The sequence below is a fragment of the Actinomadura meyerae genome, assembly GCF_900188445.1.
Taxonomy (GTDB): domain Bacteria; phylum Actinomycetota; class Actinomycetes; order Streptosporangiales; family Streptosporangiaceae; genus Spirillospora; species Spirillospora meyerae.
Window position 1 is genome coordinate 281,349 of record NZ_FZOR01000002.1, and the last position, 26,630, is coordinate 307,978.

Annotated in this window: 26 protein-coding genes and 1 pseudogene; 14 read left to right on the forward strand and 13 right to left on the reverse strand. The window is 72.6% G+C overall.

Going from position 1 to position 26,630, the window contains the following annotated elements; all coding sequences use genetic code 11:
• Nucleotides 1–79: 79 nt before the first annotated feature.
• The 3 genes and pseudogenes from nuoK to CHF16_RS04150 all read right to left on the reverse strand — a co-directional run.
• A pseudogene (gene nuoK / locus CHF16_RS04140) lies at nucleotides 80–361 on the reverse strand (NADH-quinone oxidoreductase subunit NuoK); the annotation flags it as partial.
• Nucleotides 361–915, reverse strand: coding sequence for an NADH-quinone oxidoreductase subunit J family protein (locus CHF16_RS04145; RefSeq protein WP_089324533.1), 555 nt, complete (start codon nucleotides 913–915; stop codon nucleotides 361–363). The pseudogene nuoK and the gene CHF16_RS04145, both read right to left, overlap by 1 nt.
• Entirely contained in the window at nucleotides 912–1,472 is a 561-nt protein-coding gene (locus CHF16_RS04150) for a NuoI/complex I 23 kDa subunit family protein (protein ID WP_245868198.1), read from the reverse strand. The genes CHF16_RS04145 and CHF16_RS04150 overlap by 4 nt, the downstream gene beginning before the upstream one ends.
• A 336-nt stretch (nucleotides 1,473–1,808) precedes the next feature.
• Here CHF16_RS04150 and CHF16_RS04155 point away from each other — a divergent pair, with 336 nt between their 5' ends.
• Complete coding sequence (locus CHF16_RS04155; RefSeq protein WP_179271376.1) at nucleotides 1,809–2,405, forward strand: helix-hairpin-helix domain-containing protein; 597 nt, start codon at nucleotides 1,809–1,811, stop codon at nucleotides 2,403–2,405.
• 96 nt (nucleotides 2,406–2,501) lie between these two features.
• On the opposite strand, the gene CHF16_RS04160 is transcribed toward CHF16_RS04155, so the two are convergent.
• From CHF16_RS04160 to CHF16_RS04175, 4 genes are read right to left on the reverse strand one after another with little or no spacing between them, the layout of a single operon-like run.
• Nucleotides 2,502–3,458 (reverse strand): complex I subunit 1/NuoH family protein, encoded by a 957-nt coding sequence (locus tag CHF16_RS04160; RefSeq protein WP_089324535.1) that lies wholly within the window; start codon nucleotides 3,456–3,458, stop codon nucleotides 2,502–2,504.
• Nucleotides 3,451–4,002, reverse strand: a complete 552-nt coding sequence (locus CHF16_RS04165) for an NADH-quinone oxidoreductase subunit C (protein WP_089324536.1) — start codon at nucleotides 4,000–4,002, stop codon at nucleotides 3,451–3,453. The genes CHF16_RS04160 and CHF16_RS04165 overlap by 8 nt, the downstream gene beginning before the upstream one ends.
• Nucleotides 3,999–5,066 carry an NADH-quinone oxidoreductase subunit B gene (locus CHF16_RS42125; RefSeq protein WP_089324537.1) on the reverse strand — a complete coding sequence of 356 codons (1,068 nt, stop codon included), beginning with the start codon at nucleotides 5,064–5,066 and terminating at the stop codon, nucleotides 3,999–4,001. The genes CHF16_RS04165 and CHF16_RS42125 overlap by 4 nt, the downstream gene beginning before the upstream one ends.
• A gap of 27 nt (nucleotides 5,067–5,093) precedes the next feature.
• Nucleotides 5,094–5,465: an NADH-quinone oxidoreductase subunit A gene (locus CHF16_RS04175; protein WP_089324538.1), complete on the reverse strand. Its 372-nt coding sequence runs from the start codon at nucleotides 5,463–5,465 to the stop codon at nucleotides 5,094–5,096.
• Between the two features lie 378 nt (nucleotides 5,466–5,843).
• Between CHF16_RS04175 and CHF16_RS04180 the strand changes: the two genes are divergently transcribed.
• The 5 genes from CHF16_RS04180 to CHF16_RS04200 all read left to right on the forward strand — a co-directional run bounded on the left by CHF16_RS04180 (nucleotide 5,844) and on the right by CHF16_RS04200 (nucleotide 13,316).
• Nucleotides 5,844–6,914 carry a hypothetical protein gene (locus CHF16_RS04180; protein WP_143227870.1) on the forward strand — a complete coding sequence of 357 codons (1,071 nt, stop codon included), beginning with the start codon at nucleotides 5,844–5,846 and terminating at the stop codon, nucleotides 6,912–6,914.
• 555 nt (nucleotides 6,915–7,469) lie between these two features.
• Nucleotides 7,470–8,720: a LolA-like protein gene (locus CHF16_RS04185; RefSeq protein ID WP_089324540.1), complete on the forward strand. Its 1,251-nt coding sequence runs from the start codon at nucleotides 7,470–7,472 to the stop codon at nucleotides 8,718–8,720.
• 326 nt (nucleotides 8,721–9,046) lie between these two features.
• Nucleotides 9,047–10,888 (forward strand): 2-oxoacid:acceptor oxidoreductase subunit alpha, encoded by a 1,842-nt coding sequence (locus tag CHF16_RS04190; protein WP_089324541.1) that lies wholly within the window; start codon nucleotides 9,047–9,049, stop codon nucleotides 10,886–10,888.
• Nucleotides 10,889–10,916: 28 nt separating this feature from the next.
• Nucleotides 10,917–12,008, forward strand: a complete 1,092-nt coding sequence (locus tag CHF16_RS04195) for a 2-oxoacid:ferredoxin oxidoreductase subunit beta (protein ID WP_218826523.1) — start codon at nucleotides 10,917–10,919, stop codon at nucleotides 12,006–12,008.
• Nucleotides 12,009–12,260: 252 nt separating this feature from the next.
• Complete coding sequence (locus tag CHF16_RS04200; RefSeq protein ID WP_179271377.1) at nucleotides 12,261–13,316, forward strand: SecDF P1 head subdomain-containing protein; 1,056 nt, start codon at nucleotides 12,261–12,263, stop codon at nucleotides 13,314–13,316.
• A 42-nt stretch (nucleotides 13,317–13,358) separates the two neighbouring features.
• Here the strand turns inward: CHF16_RS04200 and CHF16_RS04205 are convergent, their stop codons facing one another.
• On the reverse strand, nucleotides 13,359–14,192 hold the full coding sequence (locus tag CHF16_RS04205; RefSeq protein WP_245868199.1) for a YceI family protein: 834 nt from the start codon (nucleotides 14,190–14,192) through the stop codon (nucleotides 13,359–13,361).
• A 63-nt stretch (nucleotides 14,193–14,255) separates the two neighbouring features.
• A complete protein-coding gene (locus CHF16_RS42035; protein WP_342750068.1) occupies nucleotides 14,256–16,865 on the reverse strand; it encodes an MFS transporter in 2,610 nt (869 codons plus the stop codon).
• 112 nt (nucleotides 16,866–16,977) lie between these two features.
• Between CHF16_RS42035 and CHF16_RS04215 the strand changes: the two genes are divergently transcribed.
• The 3 genes from CHF16_RS04215 to CHF16_RS04225 all read left to right on the forward strand — a co-directional run bounded on the left by CHF16_RS04215 (nucleotide 16,978) and on the right by CHF16_RS04225 (nucleotide 20,997).
• Nucleotides 16,978–17,631, forward strand: coding sequence for a TetR/AcrR family transcriptional regulator (locus CHF16_RS04215; RefSeq protein WP_245868200.1), 654 nt, complete (start codon nucleotides 16,978–16,980; stop codon nucleotides 17,629–17,631).
• A gap of 67 nt (nucleotides 17,632–17,698) precedes the next feature.
• On the forward strand, nucleotides 17,699–20,170 hold the full coding sequence (locus CHF16_RS04220) for an alpha/beta fold hydrolase (RefSeq protein WP_089324633.1): 2,472 nt from the start codon (nucleotides 17,699–17,701) through the stop codon (nucleotides 20,168–20,170).
• Entirely contained in the window at nucleotides 20,167–20,997 is an 831-nt protein-coding gene (locus tag CHF16_RS04225) for an ABC transporter permease (protein ID WP_089324544.1), read from the forward strand. The genes CHF16_RS04220 and CHF16_RS04225 overlap by 4 nt, the downstream gene beginning before the upstream one ends.
• A gap of 274 nt (nucleotides 20,998–21,271) precedes the next feature.
• Here the strand turns inward: CHF16_RS04225 and CHF16_RS04230 are convergent, their stop codons facing one another.
• From CHF16_RS04230 to CHF16_RS04245, 4 genes are all read right to left on the reverse strand, one after another.
• Nucleotides 21,272–21,643, reverse strand: coding sequence for a thioesterase family protein (locus CHF16_RS04230; protein WP_089324545.1), 372 nt, complete (start codon nucleotides 21,641–21,643; stop codon nucleotides 21,272–21,274).
• Nucleotides 21,640–21,807, reverse strand: a complete 168-nt coding sequence (locus tag CHF16_RS04235; protein ID WP_218826516.1) for a hypothetical protein — start codon at nucleotides 21,805–21,807, stop codon at nucleotides 21,640–21,642. Before CHF16_RS04235 ends, CHF16_RS04230 begins: the two co-directional genes overlap by 4 nt.
• Before the next feature lie 212 nt (nucleotides 21,808–22,019).
• Nucleotides 22,020–22,397: a type II toxin-antitoxin system VapC family toxin gene (locus CHF16_RS04240; protein WP_179271378.1), complete on the reverse strand. Its 378-nt coding sequence runs from the start codon at nucleotides 22,395–22,397 to the stop codon at nucleotides 22,020–22,022.
• A 14-nt stretch (nucleotides 22,398–22,411) separates the two neighbouring features.
• Complete coding sequence (locus CHF16_RS04245) at nucleotides 22,412–22,723, reverse strand: hypothetical protein (RefSeq protein WP_089324547.1); 312 nt, start codon at nucleotides 22,721–22,723, stop codon at nucleotides 22,412–22,414.
• A 110-nt stretch (nucleotides 22,724–22,833) separates the two neighbouring features.
• Here CHF16_RS04245 and CHF16_RS41210 point away from each other — a divergent pair, with 110 nt between their 5' ends.
• From CHF16_RS41210 to CHF16_RS04270, 5 genes are all read left to right on the forward strand, one after another.
• Nucleotides 22,834–23,199 (forward strand): hypothetical protein, encoded by a 366-nt coding sequence (locus tag CHF16_RS41210; protein ID WP_245868201.1) that lies wholly within the window; start codon nucleotides 22,834–22,836, stop codon nucleotides 23,197–23,199.
• A complete protein-coding gene (locus tag CHF16_RS04255) occupies nucleotides 23,196–23,630 on the forward strand; it encodes a hypothetical protein (protein ID WP_089324549.1) in 435 nt (144 codons plus the stop codon). Before CHF16_RS41210 ends, CHF16_RS04255 begins: the two co-directional genes overlap by 4 nt.
• Before the next feature lie 92 nt (nucleotides 23,631–23,722).
• On the forward strand, nucleotides 23,723–24,589 hold the full coding sequence (gene rarD, locus CHF16_RS04260; RefSeq protein ID WP_245868202.1) for an EamA family transporter RarD: 867 nt from the start codon (nucleotides 23,723–23,725) through the stop codon (nucleotides 24,587–24,589).
• A gap of 46 nt (nucleotides 24,590–24,635) precedes the next feature.
• The gene (locus tag CHF16_RS04265) at nucleotides 24,636–24,983 is read left to right on the forward strand and encodes a hypothetical protein (RefSeq protein ID WP_089324551.1); all 348 of its coding nucleotides are present in this window, start codon (nucleotides 24,636–24,638) and stop codon (nucleotides 24,981–24,983) included.
• A gap of 274 nt (nucleotides 24,984–25,257) precedes the next feature.
• A complete protein-coding gene (locus CHF16_RS04270; RefSeq protein ID WP_089324552.1) occupies nucleotides 25,258–26,625 on the forward strand; it encodes a cytochrome P450 in 1,368 nt (455 codons plus the stop codon).
• The last annotated feature ends 5 nt before the right edge of the window (nucleotides 26,626–26,630 follow it).

Sequence of the window (26,630 nt, forward strand, 5' to 3'; positions counted from 1 at the left end):
CCGCCTCGGGCTCCGGTTCCGCCGGGCGCCGCCCGGTCTCGCCCTCCCGGGCGCCGTCCTCGGCGAGCGTGCGCAGCCGGTCGACGTCGATCATCTTCCGGTTCCGGTACACCAGCAGGACGATCGCCAGCCCGAGCCCGACCTCCGCCGCCGCGATCACGATGGTGAACAGCGTGAGGACCTGGCCGCCGTGCAGCCGGTCGCGATACCAGACGTCGAACGTGACGAGGTTCAGGTTCACCGCGTTCAGCATCAGCTCGACCGACATCAGGACGAGGATCGCGTTGCGGCGCGCCAGCACCCCGTACACGCCGACGGAGAACAGCAGCGCGGCGACGACCGTCGGGTAGGCGAGATGCATCAGGCGTCCTCTCCCGAGTCCGGGCCCGCGCCGGAACCCGCCTCGGGGGCGGGCGGGCCGATGTCGGAGCGCGACAGGACGATCGAGCCGACCAGCGACGCCAGCAGCAGCACCGACAGCACCTCGAAGGGCAGCACCCACGTCCGGAACACGGCCGCGCCCAGCTCCTCGGCCGACCCGCCGCCCGCGCGCAGCGGCATCCGCTCGTCCCGGAAGCCGAGGACCACCACGGTGACCAGGACGGCGGCCGTGCCGGCGGCGACGGCCAGCGCCGCCCACCGGTTGCCGGAGTCGAGGTCGGCGGACTCCCCGATCGGCGCCCGCGTCAGCATGATCCCGAACAGCAGCAGCACGACGATCGCGCCGACGTAGATCAGCACCTGCACCCAGGCGACGAACTCGGCCGTCAGCACCAGGTAGCCGCCCGCGAGCGCACCGAACGACACCACCAGCCACAGCGCCGCGTGGACGAGCCGGCGCGTCGTCACCACCAGCACCGCCGACCCGACCGCGACCACGCCGAGCAGCGTGAACACGATCTCCTGGCCGCTCACCGCGCCGCTCCCGGGGACGCGCCGGGCGGCCGGCGCGCGGCCCGCGCCGCCGCCTTCTCCGCCGCGGCGACCTCCTTGGGCGGCTCCGCCCCCGGGTCGTGCGCCTGCGGCGGCGGGACGGTCCACATCCACTCGCGCAGCCGCTCCTTCTCGTGCGTCAGCTCCGCGATGTCGTACTCGGCGTACTCGAACTCCGGCGACCAGAACAGCGCGTCGAACGGGCACACCTCGATGCAGATCCCGCAGTACATGCACAGCGCGAAGTCGATCGCGAAGCGGTCGAGGACGTTGCGGGTCCGGGGGCGCCCGCCGCCCTCGGCCGGGAGGGTCTCCTTGTGGGAGTCGATGTAGATGCACCAGTCGGGGCATTCACGGGCGCACAGCATGCAGACGGTGCAGTTCTCCTCGAACAGGGCGATGACGCCCCTGCTGCGCGGCGGCAACTCCGGTTGCACTTCGGGGTATTGACGCGTTATGGACCGCCGCGTCATCGTCCGCAACGTGACCGCCAGCCCCTTGGCCAGCCCGCCTCCTGGTAGCCGTCCCACGTGCCCCATGATTGCGCACGTTGGGCCTCGGGGGAACGCGATGGGCGCGGCGTTCGTCCTACCTGGAGTAGGACGCGTGGTACAGGACGCGCTTACGTGCAGGGAGGCTATGTGAGTCATCACGCGGACCGCCCTCACGACGGCGAACCGGGTCCGGCGATGCCGCGGCCTCCGCACCGGCCCCCGTACCGGCCTCCCTTCCCCGGTAGGCCGCCCGCGGGCGCGCCGCGTCCCGGAATGCCGCGTCCCGGAGCGCCCGTTCCCGGTCCGCCGGTCCCGCCCCCTCCGCCGCCGCCCGTCCCGCTCCCGGGCGCGGACACGGCGCGCGGTGTGCTGTGGGCGGCCGTGCCGTTCATCACATTCGGGTACGGGACGCCGGTCTCGTTCCTGTACGCCGCGATCCGGCGCGGTTCGTGGGGGCTCGGCGCGGCGGGCGCCGGGTACGGCGCCGGGACGGCCGCCGTCCTGACGATGCTCGGGTCCGGCGACGCGCTGCTGACCGTCTTCGGGTCGTTCGTGGCGATCCTGCTGTGGCTGGCGGGCACCGGGCACGCGTTCGCCGTCCGGAAGTCGGTGTTTCCGCAGGAGACGGTCCGCAACCGGCAGAACGAGCGCGCCATCGAACTCGCCAAGTACCGCCGTACGCTGCGCGAGCAGGCGCGCGCGCTCGCCGCCGAGGACCCGGCCCTCGCCCGCGAGCTGCGGATCGGCCGTCCGGACGCGCCGCGCACCTACGACGACGGCGGGCTGGTGGACGTCAACCACGCGCCCCGCGAGATCATCGAGGCGCTGCCCGGCATGACGCCCGAGATCGCGGAGCGCATCGTGCGCCACCGCGAGGAGCACGGCGGGTTCGTGTCCGCCGAGGAGATGGCGGTGGACGCCGACATCCCGCCCGACCTCCTCCCCGAAATGGCCGAGTTCACCATCTTCATGCGCTGAGCCGCGACCGACCAGCGGGGTTCAGGCCGGCGGGGTTCAGGGCAGCGGGGTTCAGGCCGGCGGGGTTCAGGGCAGCGGGGTTCAGGCTCTGCAGGTTCAGGCCAGGGCGACGCTGAGGACGCCCGTCAGCGCCAGTTGGGCGAGCGACAGCGGCACCAGCCACGCCCACGCGAGCTTCTGCAACTGGTCCTCGCGCATGCGCGGGTAGCTGACCCGCAGCCAGATGACGCAGAACGCCAGCGCGCCGACCTTGATCAGCATCCAGAGCCAGCCGAGCTCGGTGTTCAGGAACGGGCCCTTCCACCCGCCGAGGAACAGCACGGCCGTGAGCGCACAGAGCACCACGATCCCCGCGTACTCGGCCAGCAGGAACAGCGCGAACCGCAGCCCGCCGTACTCGGTGTACGGACCGAAGATGATCTCCGAGTCGGCGACCGGCATGTCGAACGGCGGGCGGCGCAGCTCGGCGAGGCCCGCGACGAAGAACACCACGGCGCCGACCGCCTGCCACGGCAGCCACCACCAGCGCCACTCCTCCACGACGCCCTGCAGCGACAGCGTGCCCGCCGCCATCGCGACCGACGACGCCGCGAACACCATCGGCAGCTCGTACGACATCAGCTGCGCGGCGACCCGCATCCCGCCGAGCAGCGAGTACTTGTTCGCCGACGCCCAGCCCGCCATGATCGCGCCGATGACGCCGACGCCCATCACGGCGAGCGCGAAGAAGATCCCCGGGCCGAGGTCGAGCGCGACCTGCCCGCCCGGCCCGACCGGGATGACCAGCAGTACCAGCAGGTACGGGACGAGCGCCACGCCCGGCGCCAGCTTGAACACCCACCGGTCGGCGTCGCGCGGGACCACGTCCTCCTTCTGCGCGAACTTCACGCCGTCTGCGACGAGTTGCGCCCAGCCGTGGAACCGGCCCGCGTACATCGGGCCGAGGCGGCCCTGCATGTGCGCCATCACCTTGTGCTCGGCCTGCCCCACCAGCAGCGGCAGCAGCGCGAACGCGGCCGCGACGAGGGCGAGCTTGACGACGATCTCAAGCATCCGGCCCCCAGTTCTCCGGGACGCCGGGCGGGCGGACGCGGCGGCGGCTCGGCGCCCCGTGCCCCGACTCCCCCGGCTCCTTGGCGCCCGGCCAGGGTTTGGCGACGCGGGCCGCGAGCACGAAGTCCTTGCGCAGCGGGTAACCCTCGAAGCCGTCCGGCAGCAGCAGCGGGACGAGGTTCGGGTGGCCCTCGAACAGGATCCCGAACATCTCCGCCGTCTCGCGCTCGTGCCACGCGGCGCCCCGGTAGACGCCGGTCGCCGTCGCCAGGACCGGGGCCCGCCTCGGGACGCGCGTCCGGACCAGCAGGTGGTGGCGGCGCTCCAGCGAGTACACGTGGACGACGACGGCGAAGCCGTCCTCCATCTCGTCGACGCCGGTCAGCCAGTCGAAGAACCCGCAGGACAGGTCGTCGCGGGCGAAGGTGAGCGCGTCGAGCCAGTGCTCGGGCGGGACGCCGACCGCGAGGCCGCCGGTCGTCTCCTCGGTGCTGACCTCGTCGCCGAAGCGGGCCGTCCAGGCGTCCGCCAGCTCGGCGCTCACCGGTCGCGCCCGATGCGGTCATCGTGGTCGTCGTCGACCAGCCCCGGGATGATGGACGGGTCGTGGTCGGGCGACCAGCGCCGCTTCCCGCCGCGCGGCGGCTCGGGCTCGCCGTCCTCCGCGACCGGCTCCTCGGCCTGGACCGGGTCCGGCACCTCGTCCTGGACGGGCGGCTCCTCCTGGACGGGCGGCTCGGCCGGGGCAGGTCCCTCGGCCGCGGGTTCCTCTGCCGCGGGTTTCTCTGCCACGGGTTTCCCGGCCGGGGCGGGCTCGTCCTCCACCGGCGCGACGGGCACTGTGGCCTGGTCGTCCTCGGCGACAGGCCGGACCGGCACCGTCTCGTCCTGGGGCGCGCCCGCCTCGGATATCTCGAGCTCGGACGCCGTGGGCTGCTCCTCGTGCACGGCCTCCTCGTCCGGTGAAGGTGAAGGGGCCGCAGGTGGCTCGGGCGGGGCCGGCGGCTCGGGCGGGGCAGGCGGCTCGGGCGGGGGCTGGAGCGGACGGCGCAGCACCGTCGCCGACATCGGCCGCGGCGGAGGCGGCGGGCTGAGCGGGTCGCCGCCGTCGTAGCGGTCGCCGAGCGACTCGGCCGCGATCTTCTCCTGCAGGTGGACGATGCCCTGCAGCAGCGCCTCGGGACGCGGCGGGCAGCCGGGCACGTAGACGTCCACCGGGATGATCTGGTCGACGCCCTTGGTGACGCAGTAGGAGTCCCAGTACGGCCCGCCGCAGTTGGAGCAGGCGCCGAACGAGATGACGTACTTCGGCTCCGGCATCTGCTCGTAGAGGCGGCGCACGGCGGGCGCCATCTTGTCGCTGACGGTGCCGGACACGACCATGAGGTCGGCCTGCCGAGGCCCCGGCGCGAACGGGATGACGCCGAGCCGCATGAAGTCGTGCCTGCTCATCGAGGTCGCGATGAACTCGATGGCGCAGCAGGCCAGCCCGAAGTTGAAGACCCACAGCGAGTAGCGGCGGCCCCAGTTGAGCACGAACTTGACCGGCTTCGGCGCGAGCCGGGACAGCGGTCCCACGCTCGGCGGCGGTAGATCGATGGTGCCCACAGCGCCATTGTTACAGCGGCCGGGCCCTCACACCCAGGAGAGGACGCCCTTCTTGCCCGCGTATGCGAGCCCGGTGGCGAGGAACGCGAGGAAGACGAACATCTCGGCGAGCGTCGTCGCCCCGTAGCCGGGCGCGGAGAAGACCGTCGCCCAGGGGAAGAGGAACACCGCGTCCACGGCGAAGACGACGTACAGGTAGGCGAAGACGTAGTACCGCACGTAGGAGTGGGCCCAGCCCTCCCCCACCGGGTCGACACCGCACTCGTAGGTCGTCAGTTTCTCCGCGGTCGGCCGATCCGGACGGAGCATCCGGTTCGCGGCCAGCGCGCCGCCGACGATTCCGGCGCCGACAAGGAGGAGGACGACCACAACGACATACGTGTCGAAATAGTTATGCACCAGATCCTCCTCAGATGCGTCTCATCCAGTATCCCCCGGCGCAGGATCGGGGGAGTGTGACGTCGTACCTCCACCCCGGGGGACCACGATGCCATGCTTTTGCTGCACACTAGGTTTGCATTGGGTCAGGTTGACCTGGAAGGACGTGACCGGATGAGCAACCCCCCGCCTCCCCCGGGTTGGGAATCCCCGGGCGGTGCCTCCTGGCCGCCCCCGCCGCCGCCGGCGGGCCCGGGCGGTCCCGGTCCGAGCGGACCCGGCAGCCCCGGCGGTTCCGGCGCTCCGGGCGCACCCCCGCCGCCTCCCGGCGGCTTCGGTGGTCCCGGCACGCCACCGCCCTTCTTCCCGCCGCCCCCCGGCGCCCCGATGGGTCCCGCCATGCCCCCGCCGAAGCGCGGTGGCGGCGGCGGGCTCATCATCGGGCTGATCGGCGGCGGCCTCGTCGTCCTCATCATCATCGCGGTCGTCGTGTACGTGGTGTCGGTGAACGGCGGAGGCAAGTCCCCCGAGGAGAAGCTGACCGCCGCGGCCGCCGGCATCGGCACCGCGCGCGCGGTGAAGCTGAAGGGCACCTTCAGCTCCTCGGAGTCGCTGCGCGGCGAGCTGAACGTCACCAAGGGCGGGCGCGTGATGGGGCCCGTCACGTGGGGCGGTGACAACGTCACCCTCCTCGCCGCCGACGGCAAGGTGTTCGTGAAGGCCGACCAGTCGTACTGGAAGAAGGAGATCTCCTCGACCGACGACCCGTTCTACCTCCAGTCGGGCGAGCAGTGGGGCCGGCTGGACGACGACGAGCTCGACATCGACTTCAGGACGCAGCTGTCGCCCACCGCGCTGGCGAGCAAGCTCCGCTCCGCCCGGACCTCCCGGGTGAAGCCGCTGGAGACGACGTGGCAGGGCAAGAAGGCGCTCAAGTTCAGCACCTTCTCCTCCACCCTCTACATCACCGACGAGGACGACTCCGAGCTGCTGCGCTACGAGGCGACCACGCCGCGCGTCGCGCTGGACGTCACCCCGCAGGACTCGAGCGGCGCCTCGTCCCTCATCTCCGACATGCGGTCGAGCATGGGCGAGCTGAAGGACGCCTTCAACGGCTCGGCGCGGCCGTCGGTCGACGAGTGGAAGCGGGGCGGCTGCAACAGCGACTCCGGCTGCACCGTCCAGGCCAAGATCCGCCCGCCGATCGGTGTGGAGAAGCCCGTCACGATCGACGTGCGGTTCCGGATCACCGCCAGCACGCTGACCGGCAAGGACCTCGGCAACTGCACGACCCGCATCACGATCACCGGTTCCGCCTCGCAGTGGGCGAGCTGCCGCGTCGCCACCAGCGCGTGGAAGAGCTGGGCCAAGGGCACCGGCGGCACCTTCTACAAGCACGCGCAGTACAAGGTGATCGGCGCCACGTCCGCCGATGTGCAGTCGCTGCAGAACGGCCTCGACAGCGAATGAGCCGCAGGTGAGGGTCGGAGTGCGCGGCACCGCGCGCTGACCCCCGCCGCCCGGGTGCCCGGCGGCGCTCCTCCCGTTCCGGAGGAAGCGCCGCCGGGCACCCTTATGCTCTGTGGGGACGCCCCTCCAGGGCCCGGCGGCCGCCCCTCATCCCCCCGCGACGGTCCCGAGCCTCGCCGGCACCCTCTGGTGGACGCTTCCCGCACCCCTTGCTTTGTGGCTGACGGTCGGGCCGAACCCGGGCCCCCGAAGTGAGAAGGGCAGAGCGAGTCCCCCGTGAGCGCTGAACAGGACGAGCCGTCACCGGCGTCCCCGTCCCCGCACCACCCCGCGAGTCCGCACCACCCCGCGGGCCCGCACCACCCCGCGGGCCCGCAAAACCCTGCCAACCCGCGGGCACGTCGCCCCTTCGCCGCCCGGCACCACCCGCAGGACGTGCGCGTGGCCGGCGGCCCCGCACCGTCCGGGCAGCCCGGCGGGCCCGCACCGTCCGCGGGACCTGGTGGGCCCGCTCCGTCCGGACGGCCTGGTGGGCCCCCTCCGCCCGGTGGGGTGATGCCCGGGAAGGGTGGACGCCAGGGCGGCCTGCGGCGGCGGCGCATCCTGGTGACCGCCGGGGCGGCGGCCGTCGCGGTGGTCGCGGCCGGCGCCCTGACGGCGGTCGCGCTCGGCGGGGACGGCGAGCCCGCGAAGCGGAAGCCGAAGCAGACCGCGGCCGCCGCGCCGCCCGCGTGGACGGCCGCACTCGGCAGCAGGCTCAAGCGCGGGACGGGCCTGCGCTACAACGGCACGCTCACGCTGACGGGCGGCTCCGTCCGGGCGCGGCTCCAGGTGTCGCCGTCGGGTTCGGCGACAGGGCGGCTGGTCGCGGGCGCCCTGGCGGCGGACGTCGTCGCCGTCGACGGCACCACCTACATCAAGGCCGGGCTCGCGTTCTGGCGCGCCTTCGCCGCCGAGGTCCCGCACCCCGAGTACTACGCGGGCCGCTGGTCGAAGGCGCCCGTGTCGGTGCCCGGGTTCGACGTGCCGGGAGTCCTCGGGCCGGAGTCCATCGCCAAGGCGCTCGCCAAGGCGTCCGGCACCCCGCCGACCGAGGACGCCGGCGGCGTCCGGGCCTACCGGGTCAGGACGCCCGCCGCCGACTACCTGGTCTCGGCCGCCGCCCCGTACCGGCTGCTGGCGGTGCGTCCCGCCGGGCAGAACGCGCCCGACTTCACCGCCGCGCCCGTGGCCGCGCCCGCGACGATGTTCGCCGAGCTGCGCCCGCGGGTGGCCGCGCTCGGCGGCGCGGCCGACCCGGGCGTGCGGTTCCGCCCGGGGACGCTGACGTTCAGCGACTGCGACCAGAACACCAACGGCTGCACGGTGCGGCTGCCCGCCACGCTGACCGCGCCCTCCGGGGCGGTGCCGGACGGCGCGCGGGCCGCCCTGCGGGCGTCGATCAGCTCGCGCGGCAAGCCGCTCGGCTCCTGCGGCGCGTCGAAGCCGGTCGGGGCCGACCGCTCGGTCCTGCTGGACTGCACCGTCAAGAGCAGGCTGTGGCGGACGTGGATGAAGAACGCGCTCGACAACCCCGGCTCCTACCCCTACGAGGCGTCCGCCCGCGTCGTCGGGGAGGCGCTGACCGTGGCGGACGTACCGAAACTGCTCGCTCGGGTCGACCGCGAGCGCAAGGCCCTGCTCACGCCGAAATCGGCCACACCGGGACCGTCCGCCACGGGCGGGACAGGTGGGACGCAAGGGCCGTCCGCGAAACGGACAGAAGGGGCGGAGGCGGCCACATCCCAGCCACCGGGACGGCCGTGATGCGCGCATCACGGGTCGGTGCAGTCCGCCTTTAGCCTCGCTGTCTACACTTCGGGACGTGAACTCCACGCCCCTGGGGAGCCGCGGCTCCTCGACGAGCCCGGCGCGGCGGCTGGTGCGGCGGCTGCACGTCGACCTGTGCCGGCAGCGCAGCAGCCTGTGTTCGGGATGAACTAGGCGTCCGCCCCAGGTCGTACCTCCCGGTGAGCGGTCGTCCCGAGAACACCATCCGATCCCGGACATACCATGAAGGTAAGCCTAAGTAGCATCACGATCCCGGGTGCCTCCCCCGGGAAGGGTGCTGCCCGTCGAGGAGGTCTTCCTCTGTGACCAAACAGGTCCAGCAACTCGACCGCGTCATCATCCGCTTCGCCGGAGACTCCGGCGACGGCATGCAGCTGACCGGTGACCGCTTCACGCAGGAGACTGCGGCGTTCGGCAACGACTTGTCGACACTCCCGAACTTCCCGGCCGAGATCCGCGCCCCGGCCGGGACGCTGCCCGGCGTGTCCAGCTTCCAGCTGCACTTCGCCGACCACGACATCCTCACCCCCGGGGACGCGCCCAACGTGCTGGTCGCGATGAACCCGGCCGCCCTCAAGGCCAACCTCGCGGACCTACCGCGCGGCGCCGACCTCATCGTCAACACCGACGAGTTCACCAAGCGCAACCTCGCCAAGGTCGGCTACGCCGCCAGCCCGGTCGAGGACGGCTCGCTCGGCGAGTTCCGCGTGCACGCGCTGCCGCTGACCTCCATGACGGTGAAGGCCCTCGAGGACTTCGACATCTCCAAGAAGGACGCCGAACGCGCGAAGAACATGTTCGCGCTGGGGCTGCTGTCCTGGCTGTATCACCGTCCCACCGAGGGGACGCTCGGCTTCCTGGAGAAGAAGTTCGCCAGCAAGCCCGAGATCATGAAGGCGAACATCGCGGCCTTCCAGGCGGGCTGGTCCTACGGCGAGACCACCGAGGCGTTCTCGGTGCAGTACGAGATCAAGCCGGCCGAGCACGAGCCCGGCCTGTACCGCAACATCACCGGCAACCTCGCGCTCGCCTACGGGCTGGTCGCCGCGGGCGTGCAGAGCGGGCTGCCGATCTTCCTCGGCTCGTACCCGATCACCCCGGCGTCCGACATCCTGCACGAGGTGTCCAAGCACAAGAAGTTCGGCGTGCGGACGTTCCAGGCCGAGGACGAGATCGCCGCCGTGGGCGCGGCGCTCGGCGCCTCCTTCGGCGGGTCGCTCGGCGTCACCACGACGTCCGGTCCGGGCATCGCGCTGAAGAGCGAGACGATCGGGCTCGGCGTCGCGACCGAGCTGCCGCTGCTGGTCATCGACGTGCAGCGGGCCGGGCCGTCCACGGGCCTGCCGACCAAGACCGAGCAGGCCGACCTGATGCAGGCCATGTACGGCCGCAACGGCGAGGCCCCGGTCCCGGTGATCGCGCCGCAGTCCCCGTCGGACTGCTTCGACGCGACGATCGAGGCCGCCCGGATCGCGGTGAAGTACCGCACCCCGGTCATCCTGCTGTCGGACGGCTACCTCGCGAACGGCTCCGAGCCGTGGAAGCTGCCGGACGTGGCGGCGCTGCCGAAGATCGAGCCGAACTTCGCCGCGCCCGCGCAGGAGGACTTCCAGCCGTTCAAGCGCGACCCCGAGACGCTCGCGCGCCCGTGGGCGATCCCGGGCACCGCCGGGCTGGAGCACCGGATCGGCGGCCTGGAGAAGGCCGACGGGTCCGGCAACATCTCCTACGACCCGTCCAACCACGACACGATGGTCCGGCTCCGCCAGGCCAAGGTGGACGGCATCGCCAACGACATCGAGCCGCTCGCGGTGGACGACCCGTCCGGCGCGGCCCGCGTCCTGGTGATGGGCTGGGGCGGGACGTACGGGGCCATCTCCGCGGCCGTCCGGCGGGTCCGCTCGACCGGCCGGAACATCGCGCAGGCGCACGTGCGGCACCTCAACCCGTTCCCCGCGAACCTGCCCGAGGTGCTGCGCTCCTACGACAAGGTCATCGTCCCGGAGATCAACCTCGGCCAGCTCGCCATGCTGCTGCGCGGCCGGTTCCTCATCGACGTGATCGGCTACAACCAGGTCCGCGGCCTGCCCTTCAAGGCGGAAGAGCTGCAGGGCGTCATCCAGGATGTGATCGACAGTGAGTGAGAACGGGTCCCCCAACGGCAACGGCGCCGTGGCGAACGGGAACGGCGCCGCGAACGGGAACGGGCACGCGAACGGGAACGGCAGGTCGCTGCTCTCCCTCGTCCCGAAGGCCGACCAGAAGCAGACGCTGAAGGACTTCAAGACCGACCAGGAGGTGCGCTGGTGCCCCGGGTGCGGTGACTACGCGATCCTCGCGGCCGTCCAGTCCTTCCTGCCGGAGCTCGGGCTGCGCCGGGAGAACATCACGTTCATCTCCGGCATCGGCTGCTCGTCGCGGTTCCCGTACTACATGAACACCTACGGGTTCCACTCGATCCACGGCCGCGCGCCCGCGATCGCGACAGGGCTCGCCACGTCCCGCCCGGACCTGTCGGTGTGGGTGGTGACCGGCGACGGCGACTCGCTGTCGATCGGCGGCAACCACCTGATCCACGCGCTGCGCCGCAACGTCAACCTGAAGATCCTGCTGTTCAACAACCGGATCTACGGGCTGACGAAGGGGCAGTACTCGCCGACGTCCGAGCTCGGCAAGATCACCAAGTCGACGCCGATGGGCTCGCTGGACGCCCCGTTCAACCCGCTGTCGCTCGCGATCGGCGCGGAGGGGACGTTCGTCGCCCGCACCATCGACTCCGACCGCAAGCACCTGCAGTCGGTGCTGCGGGCCGCCGCGCAGCACCGCGGCACCGCGCTCGTCGAGATCTACCAGAACTGCAACATCTTCAACGACGGCGCGTTCGACCCGCTGAAGGACGCCGACGTCCGCGACGACGTCACCGTCCGGCTGGAGCACGGCGAGCCGATCGTGTTCGGCGCGGACGGCTCCAAGGCGCTGCGGCGCACCCCGACCGGGTCGTTCGAGGTGGTCCGGACCGCCGACGTCGACCCGTCGGAGATCGCCGTGCACGACGCCCACAACCCGGACCCGTCGCAGGCGTTCGCGCTGTCGCGGCTGGACCAGCCGGCGTTCGAGCACACCCCGATCGGCATCTTCCGGGACGTGGACCGCCCGTCCTACGACGAGCTGATGCGGGCCCAGCTCGACGAGGCCGTCACGAAGCAGGGCGAGGGCGACCTCGCCGCGCTGCTCGGCTCCGGCGACACCTGGCGCATCGACTAGGCGCGCACCGAGTACGGCGCGCACCGGGTACGGCGCGCACCGAGCCAGACCGCGCAGGCGAAGGCCCGGCCCCGGTTCGTCCGGGGCCGGGCCTTTTCTCGCCTATTGCACAAGTATTGAATAGCGGGCAACAGGGCACTGATGCTCATGACGACCGTCGGGCGATTCGCCGGGGTCTTCGGGCGAGACACGGTGCGGGACGGCGTCTCACCCTGAGAGACTGTCGGAGATCATGGAGCCGGGGAGGTGACGATGCGGGTCATTCCGCGCCGCAACAGGGATCGTCCGCGGAACGAGTCCACGTCGCCTCCCGAGGAGAAGGCTTCTCCGGCCCCCTCCGGCGGCGCGGAACCCGCCGCCGAGGCCGCCTCCGGCGGTGCCGAGGCGGCTTCCGAGGGCACCGAGGCGCGGCCGGAAGCGGCCACGCGACCGCTGCCCGCGGGGAGCGCGGCGGGCGCGGGAGAGCCCGCGGAGGCGCTCGGGCAGGAGAGCCCGCGCGGCGGATCTCGCCCGGAGGCGGCCACGGCGGTGCTCCCCGCCGCGAGCGCCGCGAAGGCCGGAGACTCCGCGAAGCCCGGAGACACCGCGAAGCCCGGGGAGGCCGCGAAGGCCGGGGGCACTGCGAACGCCGGGGACGCCGCGAAGCCCGGGGACGTCCCTGAAGGTGAGGCGGCGCGCCGGCGGGCGCGGGCGGCGGAGCGGCGGCGCCAGGCGGCCGAGGTCAAGCGGAGCCGGGCCGGGCGGCGGCGTCCGCGCAAGCAGAGCGGTCCCCCCACGCCCGCCAAGGCCGCCGAGCAGCACCGGTCGGCGCTGCTCGTCATGGTGCTGACGCTGGGGCTGCTGATCGCGGCCGTCGCGGTGACCGGCGGGCTGATCGCGTCCTCGATGCGGACCCGGCCGGTGGCGCTCGCGGCGCCGCTGCGGATCTACCCGGTCGCCGAGGCGACGCCCGGCCCGTGCCCGGCCGGGACGGCGGGCATCACCGGGCAGGCCGGCACCGGGCCGACCTGCTACCGGCTCACCCAGGGCATCGCCATCCACAAGGTGTCGGGGCTGAAGGTGCAGAAGTCGCGGGTGAAGCCGGGCGGCTACGACGTGGCGCTGACGCTGCGCCCGGTCGACCGGGACGCGTTCGCCCGGCTGACCCGCGCCACGGTCGGGCGGGACCTCGCGTTCGTCGTCCGCGACCGGCTCGTCACCCTGCCCCGCGTCGACATGGCCATCACCGACGGGAAGGTCGTCGTGACCGGCTCGCCGGACCGGGCCACCGCGAACCGGCTCGTCCGCGACCTCAAGGGCGGCCGCTAGCACCCCGGCCACGACCCCGCCGGGCTGATCCCGCCGCCCGGCTCAGCCCGCCGCCGGGATCTCCTCGCCCTGGACGGCCTGGATCTCCAGCTCGGCGCGGAGGCTCTCGCCGACCATCGCGACGCCCGCCTCCAGGATCTGGTTGAACCGGATGCCGAAGTCGGCGCGGCGCAGCTCGGCCGACGCGCGGAACGCGGCCCGCACGCCGCCCCACGGGTCGGTGCCGCTGCCGAGGTAGGTCAGGTCGAGGTCGACCGGCTGCGTGATCCCGTTGAGGGTGAGGCGGCCGTGCACCGTCCAGCGGTCGGGCCCGGCGGCGGTGAGGCCATCGCCCTCGTAGGTGAGGTACGGGTGGACGTCGGCGCTCAGGAAGTCGGCGGAGCGCAGGTGGTCGTCGCGCGTCTTGTTGCCGGTGTCGATGGACGCGGCCTCGATGCGCGCCGTCACCCGCGACTCCTCGACGGGCTCGGCGATCTCGATCCGCCCCTCGAACGCGGCGAACCGGCCGCGGACGCTGGACAGGCCGAGGTGCTGCGCCACGGCGCCGACCGACGAGTGCGCCGGATCGATCGTCCAGGTGCCGGGCGGCGGCAGCTCGGTGCCGCCCGCGCGGCCCAGCACCACCTTGCCGATGTCGGCCGTGCCGGACGTCGACACGATCAGCGTCGCGGCGGCCGGCTGGAAGCCCATCGCTGTCACGATCACCGTGTAGGTGCCGGCGGGCAGCGGGCCGGCGGCGAGCACGCCGTCCTCCCCGGTCCGCTCCCGCGCGACCTGGTTCCCGGCCAGGTCGGTCACCGTGACGACGGCGTGCCGGACCGCCCAGCCGTCCTTCGTCCGCACCGTCCCGCGCAGACCCCGCTCAGCGTCCTTCAACGGCCCGCACCTCAGCTTCGTGTCGGCCGGGCCGCGTTCGGCGGCGGCCCGGGATCGGGTCGGTCATTCGTCGGGGTAGCCGAGCTTGAGGTCGTGCTCGTCGAGCCCGCTGCCCGAAAGCGACAGACCGGTGGCGACCGGAGGATAACCGGACGCGATCACGGTGTACTGGCCGCCCGTCAGGTCGGTGAACGCGTACTCGCCGTCCGGCCCGGTGATGACCATCGCGACGACGTTCCCGGCGGCGTCCACGAGCGTGACGCGGGCGTCGCCGACCGGGTCGCCGGACTCGTTGCGGACGGTGCCGCGGATGCGGGCGCCGGGCGGCATCTCCACGTCCTGCCGGGCCTGCCCGTTGCCGACGACCTCCACCGGCAGCGCGACCGGGCGGTGCGCGGCGGCGGACACCGCGAGCGTGTAGGCGCCGGAGGTGATGTCCTTGAACTGGTAGCGGCCGTCGGCGTCGGTGCGTCCGGTGCCGACGACGTCGCCGCGCACGTCGGTCACGACGACCATGGCGTTCGCGATGGGGGTGCCGTCGCCGCCGCGGACCGTTCCGGCGAGGCCGCCGTTGCCCGCGAGCAGCAGGTCGAAGTCGACCGGGCGGTCACCGACGACGAGCGTCGCGGCCTGCGGCTCGTGCTCGCCGGTCGCGGCGATCAGCACGTAGCTGCCGGGGCCGGGGGTCGGCAGCGCGTACCGGCCGTCCTCCTGGGTGACCGCGCGGGCGAGCTGGTGGCCGTCCACCCCGATCAGGGTCAGCGCGGCGGACGGGACGGGCGCGCCGTCACCGGTCCGCACGACGCCCCGCACCGGGACGCCGCCCTCGTGACCACCCTGCCCGTTCTGCCCGTTCTGTCCGTTCTGCTGGGCGAGCAGCCGCGCCTGCGCCGCCAGTTCGGACGCGGCCGGGGCCGTCGCCGGGGCGGGCGGGGCGGCGGTCGCGAGCCGGGCGTCCGGGTCGATGCCGTTGCCGCGCGCGTGCCGGCCGCCGCCGGCCGCCCCGACCGCGCCGACGGCCCCCGTGCGCGCCGACGGGGACGGGGGGCGGACGACGCCGTCCGCACCGGGGGCGGCGCCCGCCGGGGGCTCCCCCGCGGGCGTGGCGGCGGCCTTGCGGTTCGCCGAGCCGCGCAGCGGCAGCTCCTTCAGCGCGAGGACCGCGATGAAGCCGACCACCGCGACCGGGACGCCGACCAGGAACACGGCCTCCATCGCCTTGGTGAACGCGTCCTGGACGATCCCGTGCAGCGGCTCGGGGAGCTTCTGGATCTCCTCCGGCGAGCCCAGCTCGCCGGACGCGCCGGTCGGCATGGGGAGGCCGGCGGCGCGCAGCCCGGACGCGATCTCGTCCGCCACCCGGTTGGTGAGGATGGCGCCGAACGCGGCCACGCCCATCGCGCCGCCGAGGTTGCGGAAGAACGAGACGCCGGACGTGGTCGAGGCCAGGTCGGCGGGCGCGGCGGCGTTCTGCGCGGCCAGGATCAGGATCTGCAGGGTGAGGCCCATCCCGACGCCGAGCAGGGCGAGGTCGGCGCCGATGAGCAGCTCGGACGAGTCGGTGTGCAGCCGCGACAGCAGGAACATCGCGACCGCGATGCACGCCAGGCCGGCCACCGGGAACACCTTGTAGCGGCCGGAGCGGGTGACGATCTGCCCGGAGCCGGTGGAGGTGATCAGCATGCCGAGGACGAGCGGCAGCGTCATCAGCCCGGACGCGGTGGGGCTCATCCCCTTGACGATCTGCAGGTACTGCGGCATGTAGATCATCGCGCCGAACATCGCCATGCCGACGCAGATGGAGACGAACGAGGTCAGCACGAACGTCGGGTTGCGGAACAGCCGCGGCGGCAGGATCGGGTCGTGCGCGAGCCGCTCGGCGACGACCGCGAGCGCGGCCAGGACGGCGGCGGCGCCGAGCATGATGTAGGTCCACCGGGAGTTCCACGCGAACTCCGTGCCGCCCATGGACAGGACGAGCATCAGCAGCGCGGCGGCGCCGGTGATGGTGAACGCGCCGAACACGTCCACGCGGGTGTCCCGCTTCACCTTCGGCAGCTTCAGCACCCGCTGGATGACGAGGAACGCGACGATCGCGAGCGGGACGCACACGTAGAAGCACCAGCGCCAGCCGAGCCCGTCGGCGTCCACGATGAACCCGCCGAGCAGCGGGCCCGCGACCGTCGAGACGCCGAACACGGCGCCCATGTAGCCGGCGTAGCGGCCGCGCTGGCGGGGCTCGACGACGTCGCCGAGGATCACCTGGGCGAGCGCGGACAGGCCGCCGACGCCGAGGCCCTGGAACGCGCGGGCGGCGATGAGCTGGCCGATGTTCTGCGACAGCCCGGCGCCGACCGAGGCCAGCACGAAGATCAGCAGGGCGGTCTGGAACATGAGCTTGCGCCCGGCGATGTCCGACAGCTTGCCCCACAGCGGGGTCGAGGCGGTCATCGTCAGCAGCGAGGCGCTGGCCACCCAGGACAGCTTGTCCTGGCCCCCGAGGTCGCCGACGATCGTCGGCAGCGCCGTCGCGACCACCGACGTCGAGATCATCGACGTCAGCATCGCCATCATCAGGCCGGCCAGGATCTCCAGGATCTGCCGGTGCGTGTAGTGCGGTCGCGCCGGCTCGGACGCCGCCGGGCCCTGCGGCGCCACGCTCGTTTGAGCCACCCTGCCCCCATACGATACGGAATTACCTGTGCCGTGCATGTATCTTAGGTAGACGCTTGTTTACTTGCAACTCGTTGGATACTGAACACTGACCGTTACCGACAGTCCGGGGATGGGGATGCGGGTCGAGGACGAGCGCGCGAGCGCGCCCGGGGCCGAGGCGCCGGAGACAGGTGCGGCCGGTGCGGCCGGGCGGCGGCCGAAGCGCGACCGGGAGGCCACCCGGCGCCGCATCCTGGAGGCCGCCCGCGACCTGTTCGGCGAGCACGGCTACGACGGCGTCACCGTCCGGATGATCGCGGCGCGGGCGGAGGCGAACGTCGCCCTCGTCAACCGGTACTTCGGCTCCAAGGCGGCGCTGTTCGAGGAGGTGCTGGCCGGGGAGTCGGTGATCCGCGGCGTCATCGCGGGCGACCCGGCCGGGCTGCCGCGCCGGCTCGCCGAGCACTTCGTCCGGCAGATCGACCGGCACCCGGTGACCACCATGTCCCGGATCCTGGACCGGTCGGCGGGCCAGCCCGAGGTCAAGGAGGCCCTCCTCCACTACCTGGAGGACCAGATCGTCCAGCCGATGATCGCCCAGCTCGACGGGCCGGACGCCCGCGCCCGCGCGCTGCTCGCGTCCACGATCATCATGGGCGGCGGGCCCGTCCGGCGGCTGTTCGGCCTGGACGACCTGCGCGCCGCCGACCCGGCCGAGGTCGTCGACCGGCTCACCGCCATGTTCACCGCCGCGCTCGGCCCGCCCGTACGCCACCGGGAGTAGCGCGGCGCCGCGGATCCGCCTGGAGGCGGAGCGGCGCGCCCCGGACCCCGGCATAGGGTTGCTGACCATGAGGCTGGGGGGCGCTCTCCGCGAGCGGTGGGGCAGGACGGGGCGGGCCGCGCGCTGGACGGCGGCGGGCGCGGCGATCGTGCTCGCGGGCACGGCGGCGGGCTTCGGCGCGGTAGCAGGGGACGCGCCCCGCGTCCGGACGTCCGAGCAGCGCATCCTCGTGGTGGACGGGCCGAACGACGACCAGCGCGTCCAGCTCGACACGACGTTCTACCGTCCGGCCGGTGGGCGGGCGAAGGGCCCGGCGGTCCTGCTGGCGCACGGCTTCGGCGGCTCCAAGCGGGAGGTGGCGGGCGAGGCGCGCGCGCTGGCCCGCGCCGGGTACGCGGTGCTGGCGTGGTCCGCGCGCGGGTTCGGGCGCTCGACCGGGGAGATCGCGCTGAACTCGCCCGACTACGAGGTGAAGGACACCCGCCAGCTCATCGACTGGCTCGCGAAGCGGCCCGAGGTCGTCCTCGACGGGCCGGGCGACCCGCGCGTCGGGATGGCGGGCCAGTCCTACGGCGGCGCGATCGCGCTGCTGACCGCCGCGTACGACCGGCGGGTGGACGCCATCGCGCCGGGGATCACCTGGAACGACCTCGCGGACGCGCTGTTCCCGACCGCCGCCGAGGGCGCGCAGCCGGCCGACGGCGTGTTCAAGAAGCTGTGGGCCGGGATCTTCTTCACCGGCAGCGCGACCCGGACCGCCTGCGGGCGCTTCCTCCCGTCCCTGTGCGAGATGTACCAGGAGGTCGCGGAGAAGGGGCGCCCGACCGAGTCGGCGATCGCGACGCTGCGCCGGTCGAGCCCGTCCTCGGTCGCCGACCGGATCAGGGTGCCGACGCTCCTCGTCCAGGGGCAGGCCGACTCGCTGTTCCCGCTGGACCACGCCGACGCCAACGCGCGGGCCATCGCCCGCAACGGCGCGCCGGTGTCGGTGGTGTGGTTCCAGGGCGGCCACGACGGCGGCGACCCGGAGACCGAGCGCGTCGAGGGGCTGGTGCGCGACTTCTTCGACGCCCGCCTCCGCCGCTCCGGCCCCGCCCCGGACGCCTTCACGGTGACGCGGGCGGGCGGGCTCGACTCGTCCACGCAGCGGGTCGTCGTGGAGGAGGCGACGGCGTCCCGGTATCCCGGCCTGTCCGGCGATCCGGCCGCCCTGCGGCTCACCGGCCGCGAGCAGACGATCTTCAACCCGGCGGGCGGCTCCCCGGCGTCGATCTCGGCGGTGCCCGGCCTCGGCGCGCTCGGGTCGCTCGGCGCGGCGGGCGGGCTCGGCGGGTCGCTGCCGGCCGACATGCCGGGGCAGACCGCCGTCTTCGACACCGCCCCGCTGGAGCGTCCCGTCCGGCTGACCGGCGCGGCCACCGTGCGCCTCAAGGTGCGCGGCGAGGGGCCGCTCTTCGCGAAGCTGTACGACGTCCCGCCCGGCGGCGGCGCGGCGGGCCCGGCGCGGCGCCTGGCGGCCCCGTTCCGCGTGTCGGACGGCGAGGTCACGGTGGCGCTGCCGCCGATGGACTACCGCTTCGACCGGGGCCACCGCCTGCGGCTCGTCATCGCGACGACCGACATGGGGTTCGCGACGCCCGCCGAGCCCTCGTCCTACTCGGTGCAGGTGGTCTCACCCCTGACCGTCCCCACGGTGCCGTCCCTCGCCACGGCGGCGTCGCCCCTGCCCGCGTGGGTCTGGGTACTGCCCCTGTGTGCCCTCGCCGTGGCCGCCGGCATCCTCCTGCCCGGACGGCGCAGGCGCACCACCGACGCCGACAGCGACGTCCCCCTGGAGATAACCGGGCTCACCAAGACCTACAAGAACGGTCACCAGGCCGTGGCCGACCTGTCGTTCCGCGTGGAGAAGGGTCAGGTGCTCGGCCTGCTCGGCCCGAACGGCGCAGGCAAGACCACGACACTGCGCATGCTCATGGGGCTGATCCACCCCGACTCGGGCGAGATCCGCATCTTCGGTCAGCGCGTCACTCCCGGCGCGCCCGTCCTGTCCCGCCTCGGCTCGTTCGTTGAGGGGCCCGGCTTCCTGCCCCACCTCTCCGGCCGCGACAACCTCGACCTCTACTGGCGCGCCACAGGCCGCCCTCTGGACGAAGCCCACCTGGACGAGGCGCTGAAGATAGCCGACCTGGGTTCGGCCCTTGACCGCGCCGTCCGCACCTACTCGCAGGGGATGCGGCAACGGCTCGCCATAGCCCAGGCCATGCTCGGCCTGCCGGACCTCCTCGTCCTGGACGAACCCACCAACGGCCTGGACCCGCCCCAGATCCGCGAGATGCGGGAGGTGCTCGTCCGGTACGCCGCCGCGGGGCGCACCGTCATCGTCTCCAGCCACCTCCTCGCCGAGGTCGAGCAGACCTGCACGCACGCGGTCGTGATGGCGGGCGGACGCCGCGTCGCCGCCGGGCCCGTCAGCGAGATCGTCGGCTCCGGACGCCGCCTGGAGGACGCGTTCCTGGAGATCATCGGAGAGGCGCCATGACCACCTACCACGTCCGGCGGACGCTGCCGCTGCGGGTCGAGGCCGTCCGGCAGTTCCGGCGGCGCCGCACCCTGGTCGCGTTCGGGATCCTCCTCGTCCTGCCGTGGGTGCTGGTGCTCGCGTTCAAGCTCGGCGGCGACCCCGGCCCGGACGGCGTCCCCAGCCTGGTCGACGTCGCCACCTCCAGCGCCCTGAACTTCGCCCTGTTCGCCCTGTTCGTCTCCACGGGGTTCCTGCTCGTCGTCGCCGTCGCCCTGTTCTGCGGCGACACCGTCGCGAGCGAGGCCGGCTGGTCGTCGCTGCGCTACCTGCTGGCCGCGCCCGTGCCGCGCGCCCGCCTGCTCCGCCAGAAGCTGGTCGTCGCGCTCACCTACGCCGTGGTCGCCGTCGTCAGCCTGCCGCTGATGTCCCTGGTCGCCGGCACGGCGGGCTTCGGCTGGGGCGACGTGGAGCTCCCCACCGGCGGCACCGTCCCGGTGGGCACCGCGCTCGGCCGGATGGCGATCATCATCGGCTACTCCCTGGTCGCCCAGCTCGTCGTCGCCGCCCTGGCGTTCCTGCTGTCGGTCACCACCGACTCGCCCCTCGGCGCGGTCGGCGGCGCCGTCGGCCTGGTCATCGTCAGCAACATCCTGGACGCCGTCACCGCGCTCGGCTCCTGGCGCGACTTCCTCCCGACGCACTGGATGTACTCGTGGATGGACGCCCTGCAACCGCAGATCCAGTGGACGGGCATGGCGAAGGGCACCGCGATATCCCTTTCCTACGCGCTCATACTGTTCGCTCTGGCGTTCCGCCGCTTCCGCACCCGCGACATCGTCTCCTGAAATCCGGGCACCTATAGCGACCATTCGGCAACAGTCTGTCGACGTCTCCCGCCGGAAAATCGGTCGAACGGGCAGTGTTCGTCGCATAAGCTCAGCGAACCGCTCGACCGTCGACCGCGTCACACCAGGTAGTGACGATTAAGCCGGGCCCATCGGGGGGAGATGATCACCATGGCACGGCAGCAGCTCATCAAGCGCCCCAAGCCCCCACGTCAACCGAGCCAGCCCGACCTCCGGACGCCCTCAGGCCGCCTGCTTCCCTACTGAAGCCGCCCTACCCAAACCTCGCCAGGAACCGTTCCCGCTCGACCACCACGCGCTCGACGCGGCCGCCCGCGACGGGGCCGCGCTCGTCCACCGCGCCGACCGCGAACACGAGCCGCGTTCCGTCGACCTCTTCGAGCTCCGCCTCCACGGTCACCCGGCTCCCGACCGGGCTGGCCGCGCGGTGCTCCAGTTCCACCCGCGTGCCCACGGACGTCCGGCCGTCCCCGAGCCGCCCCTTGACGGCCTCCACGGTCGCCGCCTCCGCGAGCGCCAGCAGCCGCGGCGTCGCCAGCACCGGCACGTCACCGCTGCCGACCGCGGCCGCCGTGTCCTCGTCCCCCACCACATGGGACACCTGGCCGCGCAGCCCCGGTCTCACAACTCCCCCGCCAGCCGCGCCGCGACCTCCCGGTAGCGGCTGACCGGCACGAGGTGCACCCCGTCGAACGCCCCGCTGTCCCGGATGGCGAGCACCTGCTCGCAGGCGGCCGCGACGCCGGCGCCCCGGTCCCGCTCGACCTCGCAGACAACCTCGAACCCCATGAGCCCACTCCCAGATCGACGCACCAACCGGCACGGCTCACAGTAACCACCCGCCGCGGCCCCGAGGTCTGATTCCCGTCGAGCGGCGCCCCGATGCGGATCCCGGAACAGCGCTTCTCGACCCGAGGATCGATCGCCATCGTCGAGACGACAGCCTGGTCGGCAAAGGGGCGGAAGCAGTAGCGACTCGACAGGCCGCTACCGCTCACCGTTCACACCCCGACCACTCTGATGGACTTGCCGCAGAGAGTCGTCATGTCATCCACGTCAGAGGTCAAGAGGACAACGGGCTTGGGCGCCTGAAGCGCCGTGGCGGCGACGACCGCGTCGATCGCGTACTTGTGCCCGTGCAGCCGGCGAGCACGCAGGAGGTCGATGGCGGCAGTACTGATCTCGTCGGTGACCGGTTCGACGCGGAGCCTGGACAAGTACCAGCGAAGCCTGTCCGGCCTCGTCCGAACGTCTTGGGCCTCGATCGGGGTGAGCGCACTGACCAGCACACGGAAGTCGTTGTCCTGCGCTTCGCGAACCAGAGCCGTCACACGCTGGTCGGCCCGGCACCACTTGACCAGGCCCTCGCAGTCGAGCACGAGTGTGCCGGCGCTCAGCCTGCTTCGTGTCCGGCCCACTCCGCGCCTTCCTGCAACTCCGGCGCCGCCTTCACGGCACGGAACAGCTCCGCGGCCTCGTCCCGCAACACCTGCGGGATCGGCCCCGACGCGGCCTCGTTGGCCTCCAGCGCCTCTTCGAGCAGGTCCCGTTCTATCTGACGCTCGACGGCGGCATCGACATAGGCGGAGAAGCCGCGGCCTCCCACCCGTTCGCGGACGGCGCGGATGTTCCCCGCTCGCAACGAGACGCTCACCTTCGCCGCAGGGCCCTCACCTGGCCCGAAGTCCTTCTCCTCCACACCCATGCCCGCAGTTTACTACCTCAAGTAGCAAACAGACGCGAGCTCGAACGAACCGTCCGTCCGTATAGCCTGCTCGCCGACAACTATCCTACTTTCAGTAGTACAGTTGGGTCATGGCTGAGGTGGGGAATCCCAAGACGGCGGGCTCGGAGAAGTCCCGTGCGCAGCACGGCAAGCGAGGCCGCCGCTCGACCGAGGGCCGGCGGGGGGACGCCTCGCCACAGGCTCGACGCAAGCCGGGCGCGGGTGAACGCTACGGCAAGACGGTGAAGAAGTCCGTCACCCTGCGCGAGTCCGTCGTGGAGCAGATCGAGGCCCGCACGGGAGTGCGCGGCTTCTCGGAGTTCCTGGACGCCGCGGCCGAGCGCCACCTCGCATTGCTCAAGGCACAGGAGATCGTCGACGATCACGTCGCGCGGCACGGCGAGTTCACCCCGGAGGAACGGGCGGAGGCGGAGGCCGCGTGGCGCGGCGAGTGAGCGACTCGGCACCGCTGATCGGTCCGGCGTTCGTGCTGGACGCCCAGGGCCTGTCGCTCCTCGCCGACGATGACCGGCGCATGGCGGTAAGGCTGGAACTCGCGGTGCGAGCGGAGTACGTACCCGCGATCAGCGCTGTCACCATCGCCGAACAGCGCCGCGACGGGAAGGCCGGCAAGCGGCTGGCCTGGTTGCGCTCCAGGCTCACCGTCATTCCAGTCACCGAAGACATCGCCGACGCGGCCGCGGCGCTTCTCGACTCCACGGGTCTGTCCGGCCATGACTGCGTGGTGGACGCACTGGTGGTGGCCACCGCAGCCGGCGCCACCGGCCCGGCGAAGGTCGTCTCCAGCGACGGCTCCCACATCCCGGCACTCTGCAAGGCCGCCAGTTCCAACCGCCCCACGCCGGTCGACTGGCTCCGGGTCTGACCCTCCAAGTCTGCCGGTCGTCCATCCGCCTCTCCGTCCAGCGTCAGGGGTGTCTGGTTGGGTGGGTGGTTACCGCGTAGGGTGCCGGGGTGATGAAGCGGGGCATGGCCGCCGGTGTCGGGGCATATGTGATGTGGGGGCTGTTTCCCCTGTACTGGCCGCTGCTGAAGCCGGCGGGGGCGGGGGAGATCCTCGCGCACCGGATCATGTGGTCGCTGGTCGCGGTGGGCGCGGTGCTGGCGGTGCGGCGGGCGTGGGCCCGGGTCGGGCGGCGGCAGGTGCTGCTGCTGGTCGGGGCGGCCGTGGTGATCAGCGTCAACTGGTGGACGTACATCTACGCCGTGAACAGCGGGCACACGATCGAGGCGTCGCTCGGGTACTTCATCAATCCGCTGATCAGCGTCCTGTTCGGGGTGGTCGTCTTCCGGGAGCGGCTGCGGCCGTGGCAGTGGGCGGCGGTCGGGCTGGGGGCGGTCGCGGTGGTGGTGCTGACCGCGGACTACGGGCGGCCGCCGTGGATCGCGCTGGTGCTGGCCCTGGCGTTCGGCCTGTACGGGCTGCTGAAGAAGTTCGCGGACATGCCGTCGGCGGAGAGCCTGGCGGTGGAGACGGCCGTGCTGTTCCTGCCCGCACTGGGCTTCGTGCTCCTCCTGGAGGGACGGGGCGACGCCGCGTTCGGGCACGCCGGGGTGGGCAACGCGGTGCTGCTGGCGGGCGCCGGGGTGGTGACGGCGGTGCCGATGATGCTGTTCAACGCGGCGGCGGTCCGGCTGCCGATGACGGCCCTCGGGATGCTGCAGTACCTGGCGCCCGTGCTGCAGTTCGCCATCGGGTTCCTGGTGCAGCACGAGGACATGCCGCCGAGCCGGTGGACGGGTTTCCTGCTGGTGTGGGTCGCGCTGGTGACGCTGACGTGGGAGGGGCTGAGCCGCCGGGAAGCGGCACCCGAAGCGGTGTGAAGGGGCTAGAGTGCCGCTCGTCATATGCCGGATTCGAGGAGTCTCGTTGCGTCTGGTCACCGTCAGCGTGTTGGGCACGGCGCTGGTCGCGGCCGGGATGCTGGCGCCGGCCACGGGTGAGGCGACGGGCCACGGCGGTGTCGTGGTGGAGCCCGGCATGGTGCGGCCGGGCGAGCGCGTCCGGGTGTCGGCACCCGAGTGCGCGGGCGGGGCGGCGCGGATCGAGTCCGAGGTGTTCACCGGGCGGGCCGTGCGCGGCGCCGCGACCGTGAAGGCCGACGCCGTCCCCGGCGAGTACGCCGTCGCGGCGCGCTGCGGGGCGCGGAAGGTGACCGGCGAGGTGCGGGTGGCGGGCCGGGTCGGGTGGCCCGAGATCCTGCCGGCCGACCGCTGACCGGGGGCGCCCGGGGCCGCCGGCGGGCGGTGCGGATAAGCAGCCGTCACATTGTCAGCGCGGTATTGACTTCGGCGTCGCATCGCTTGAAAAGTGACCTAGATCACGCATGAATGTAGTGCTTTCCTACCTATCAGACGGTTGTCTTCGTCAAATGATCATGTGATACTTCCGACGAATCGCCCATGTTTCACAAATGCCGCAACTGCGGCCATAGCCCAAGATCGTCTCGCCCAGTGACCCGCACCAATGCCTAGTGAGGGGACAGTCGAGTATGTCGGTCGGCGTCGGCTCCGTCAGGGAACCGCGAACCATTCCGTTCCATCAGAGCCTGCCGAGACTGCTCAGAGACCCGCTCGGGGCCATCGAGCAGATGGGACGCGAGTCCGAGGGCGAGATCACCCGCGTGAACCTGGGCATGCTGCGCCCGTACCTCGTCACCCGCCCCGAGCACGTCCAGCACATCCTGCGCGACAACGCGGCGAACTACCGGCGCGAGGGGCTGATGTGGAAGCCGCTCAGCAGGCTCGTCGGCGAGCCGTCCGGCGCGGACCCCGCGTGGCCGCTCAAGCGGCGGATCTTCCAGACCCTGCTGACCGGTAAGAACATCGCGACCTACACCGACGAGATGGCGGCCAACATCGCCGGCAACGTCGACGCGCTGGGCCACCGCTTCGGCGCCGGGACGCCGGTCGACTGCAACGAGGAACTGACCCGCATCGTCTACCGGGCCATCCTGCGGATCTTCATCGGGGACCGGCTCTCGCTCGCCGACGCCGACCGGCTCGGGGACGCGATCACGATCGCCACCACGTCGTCGTTCCGGTCCCGGATGCTGCTGCCGTTCGTCCCGCACGCGGTGCCGCTGCCGGGCGACCACGCCTTCCACCGCGCGGTCCAGAACGTCGACGACATCATCTTCCCCGTCATCGAGGAGGCGCGCCGGCAGGGCGCGGGCACGGGGAGCGGTGAGGGCCACGACATCGTGTCCCTGCTGCTGCAGGCCCGCGACGAGCAGGGCAACGCGCTCGACGACCAGGGCGTCCGGGACGGTGTCGTCTCGCTGTTCGTGGCCGGGACCGAGACCACGGTGACGGCGCTGAGCTGGCTCTGGGTCGTGCTCGACGAGCATCCCGAGGTGATGGTCCGGCTCCGCGCGGAGATCGAGGACGTCCTGGACGGCGGCCGTCCCGCCCGCGAGCACCTGCCGCGGCTCCGCTACACGAAGATGGTGCTGCAGGAGCTGCTGCGGATCTACTCCGTCGGCTGGATCATCCCCCGCATCGTCGCCGAGGACGACGTGATCGACGGCGTCCGGATGCACCGGGGCGCCACGATCGCGGTCAGCCCCTACCTCACCCACCGGGTACCGGACGTGTGGCCCGACCCGCACCGGTTCGACCCGGAGCGGTTCGCGCCGGGCCGGTCCCGGCACCGCTTCGCCTACCTCGCCTTCGGCGCGGGGCCCCACCAGTGCGTGGGCAGCGTCTTCTTCACCGTCGAGGCGCAGCTGATCGTCGCCAGCATGATCAGCCGGCTGCGCCCGGTCCTGCACGGCCCGGCGGGCGTCCAGCCCCAGGCGGGGCTGACGCTCAAGCCGCAGGAGCCGATCAAGATCTCGCTGAACCCCGTCGACAGGTAGGGCGC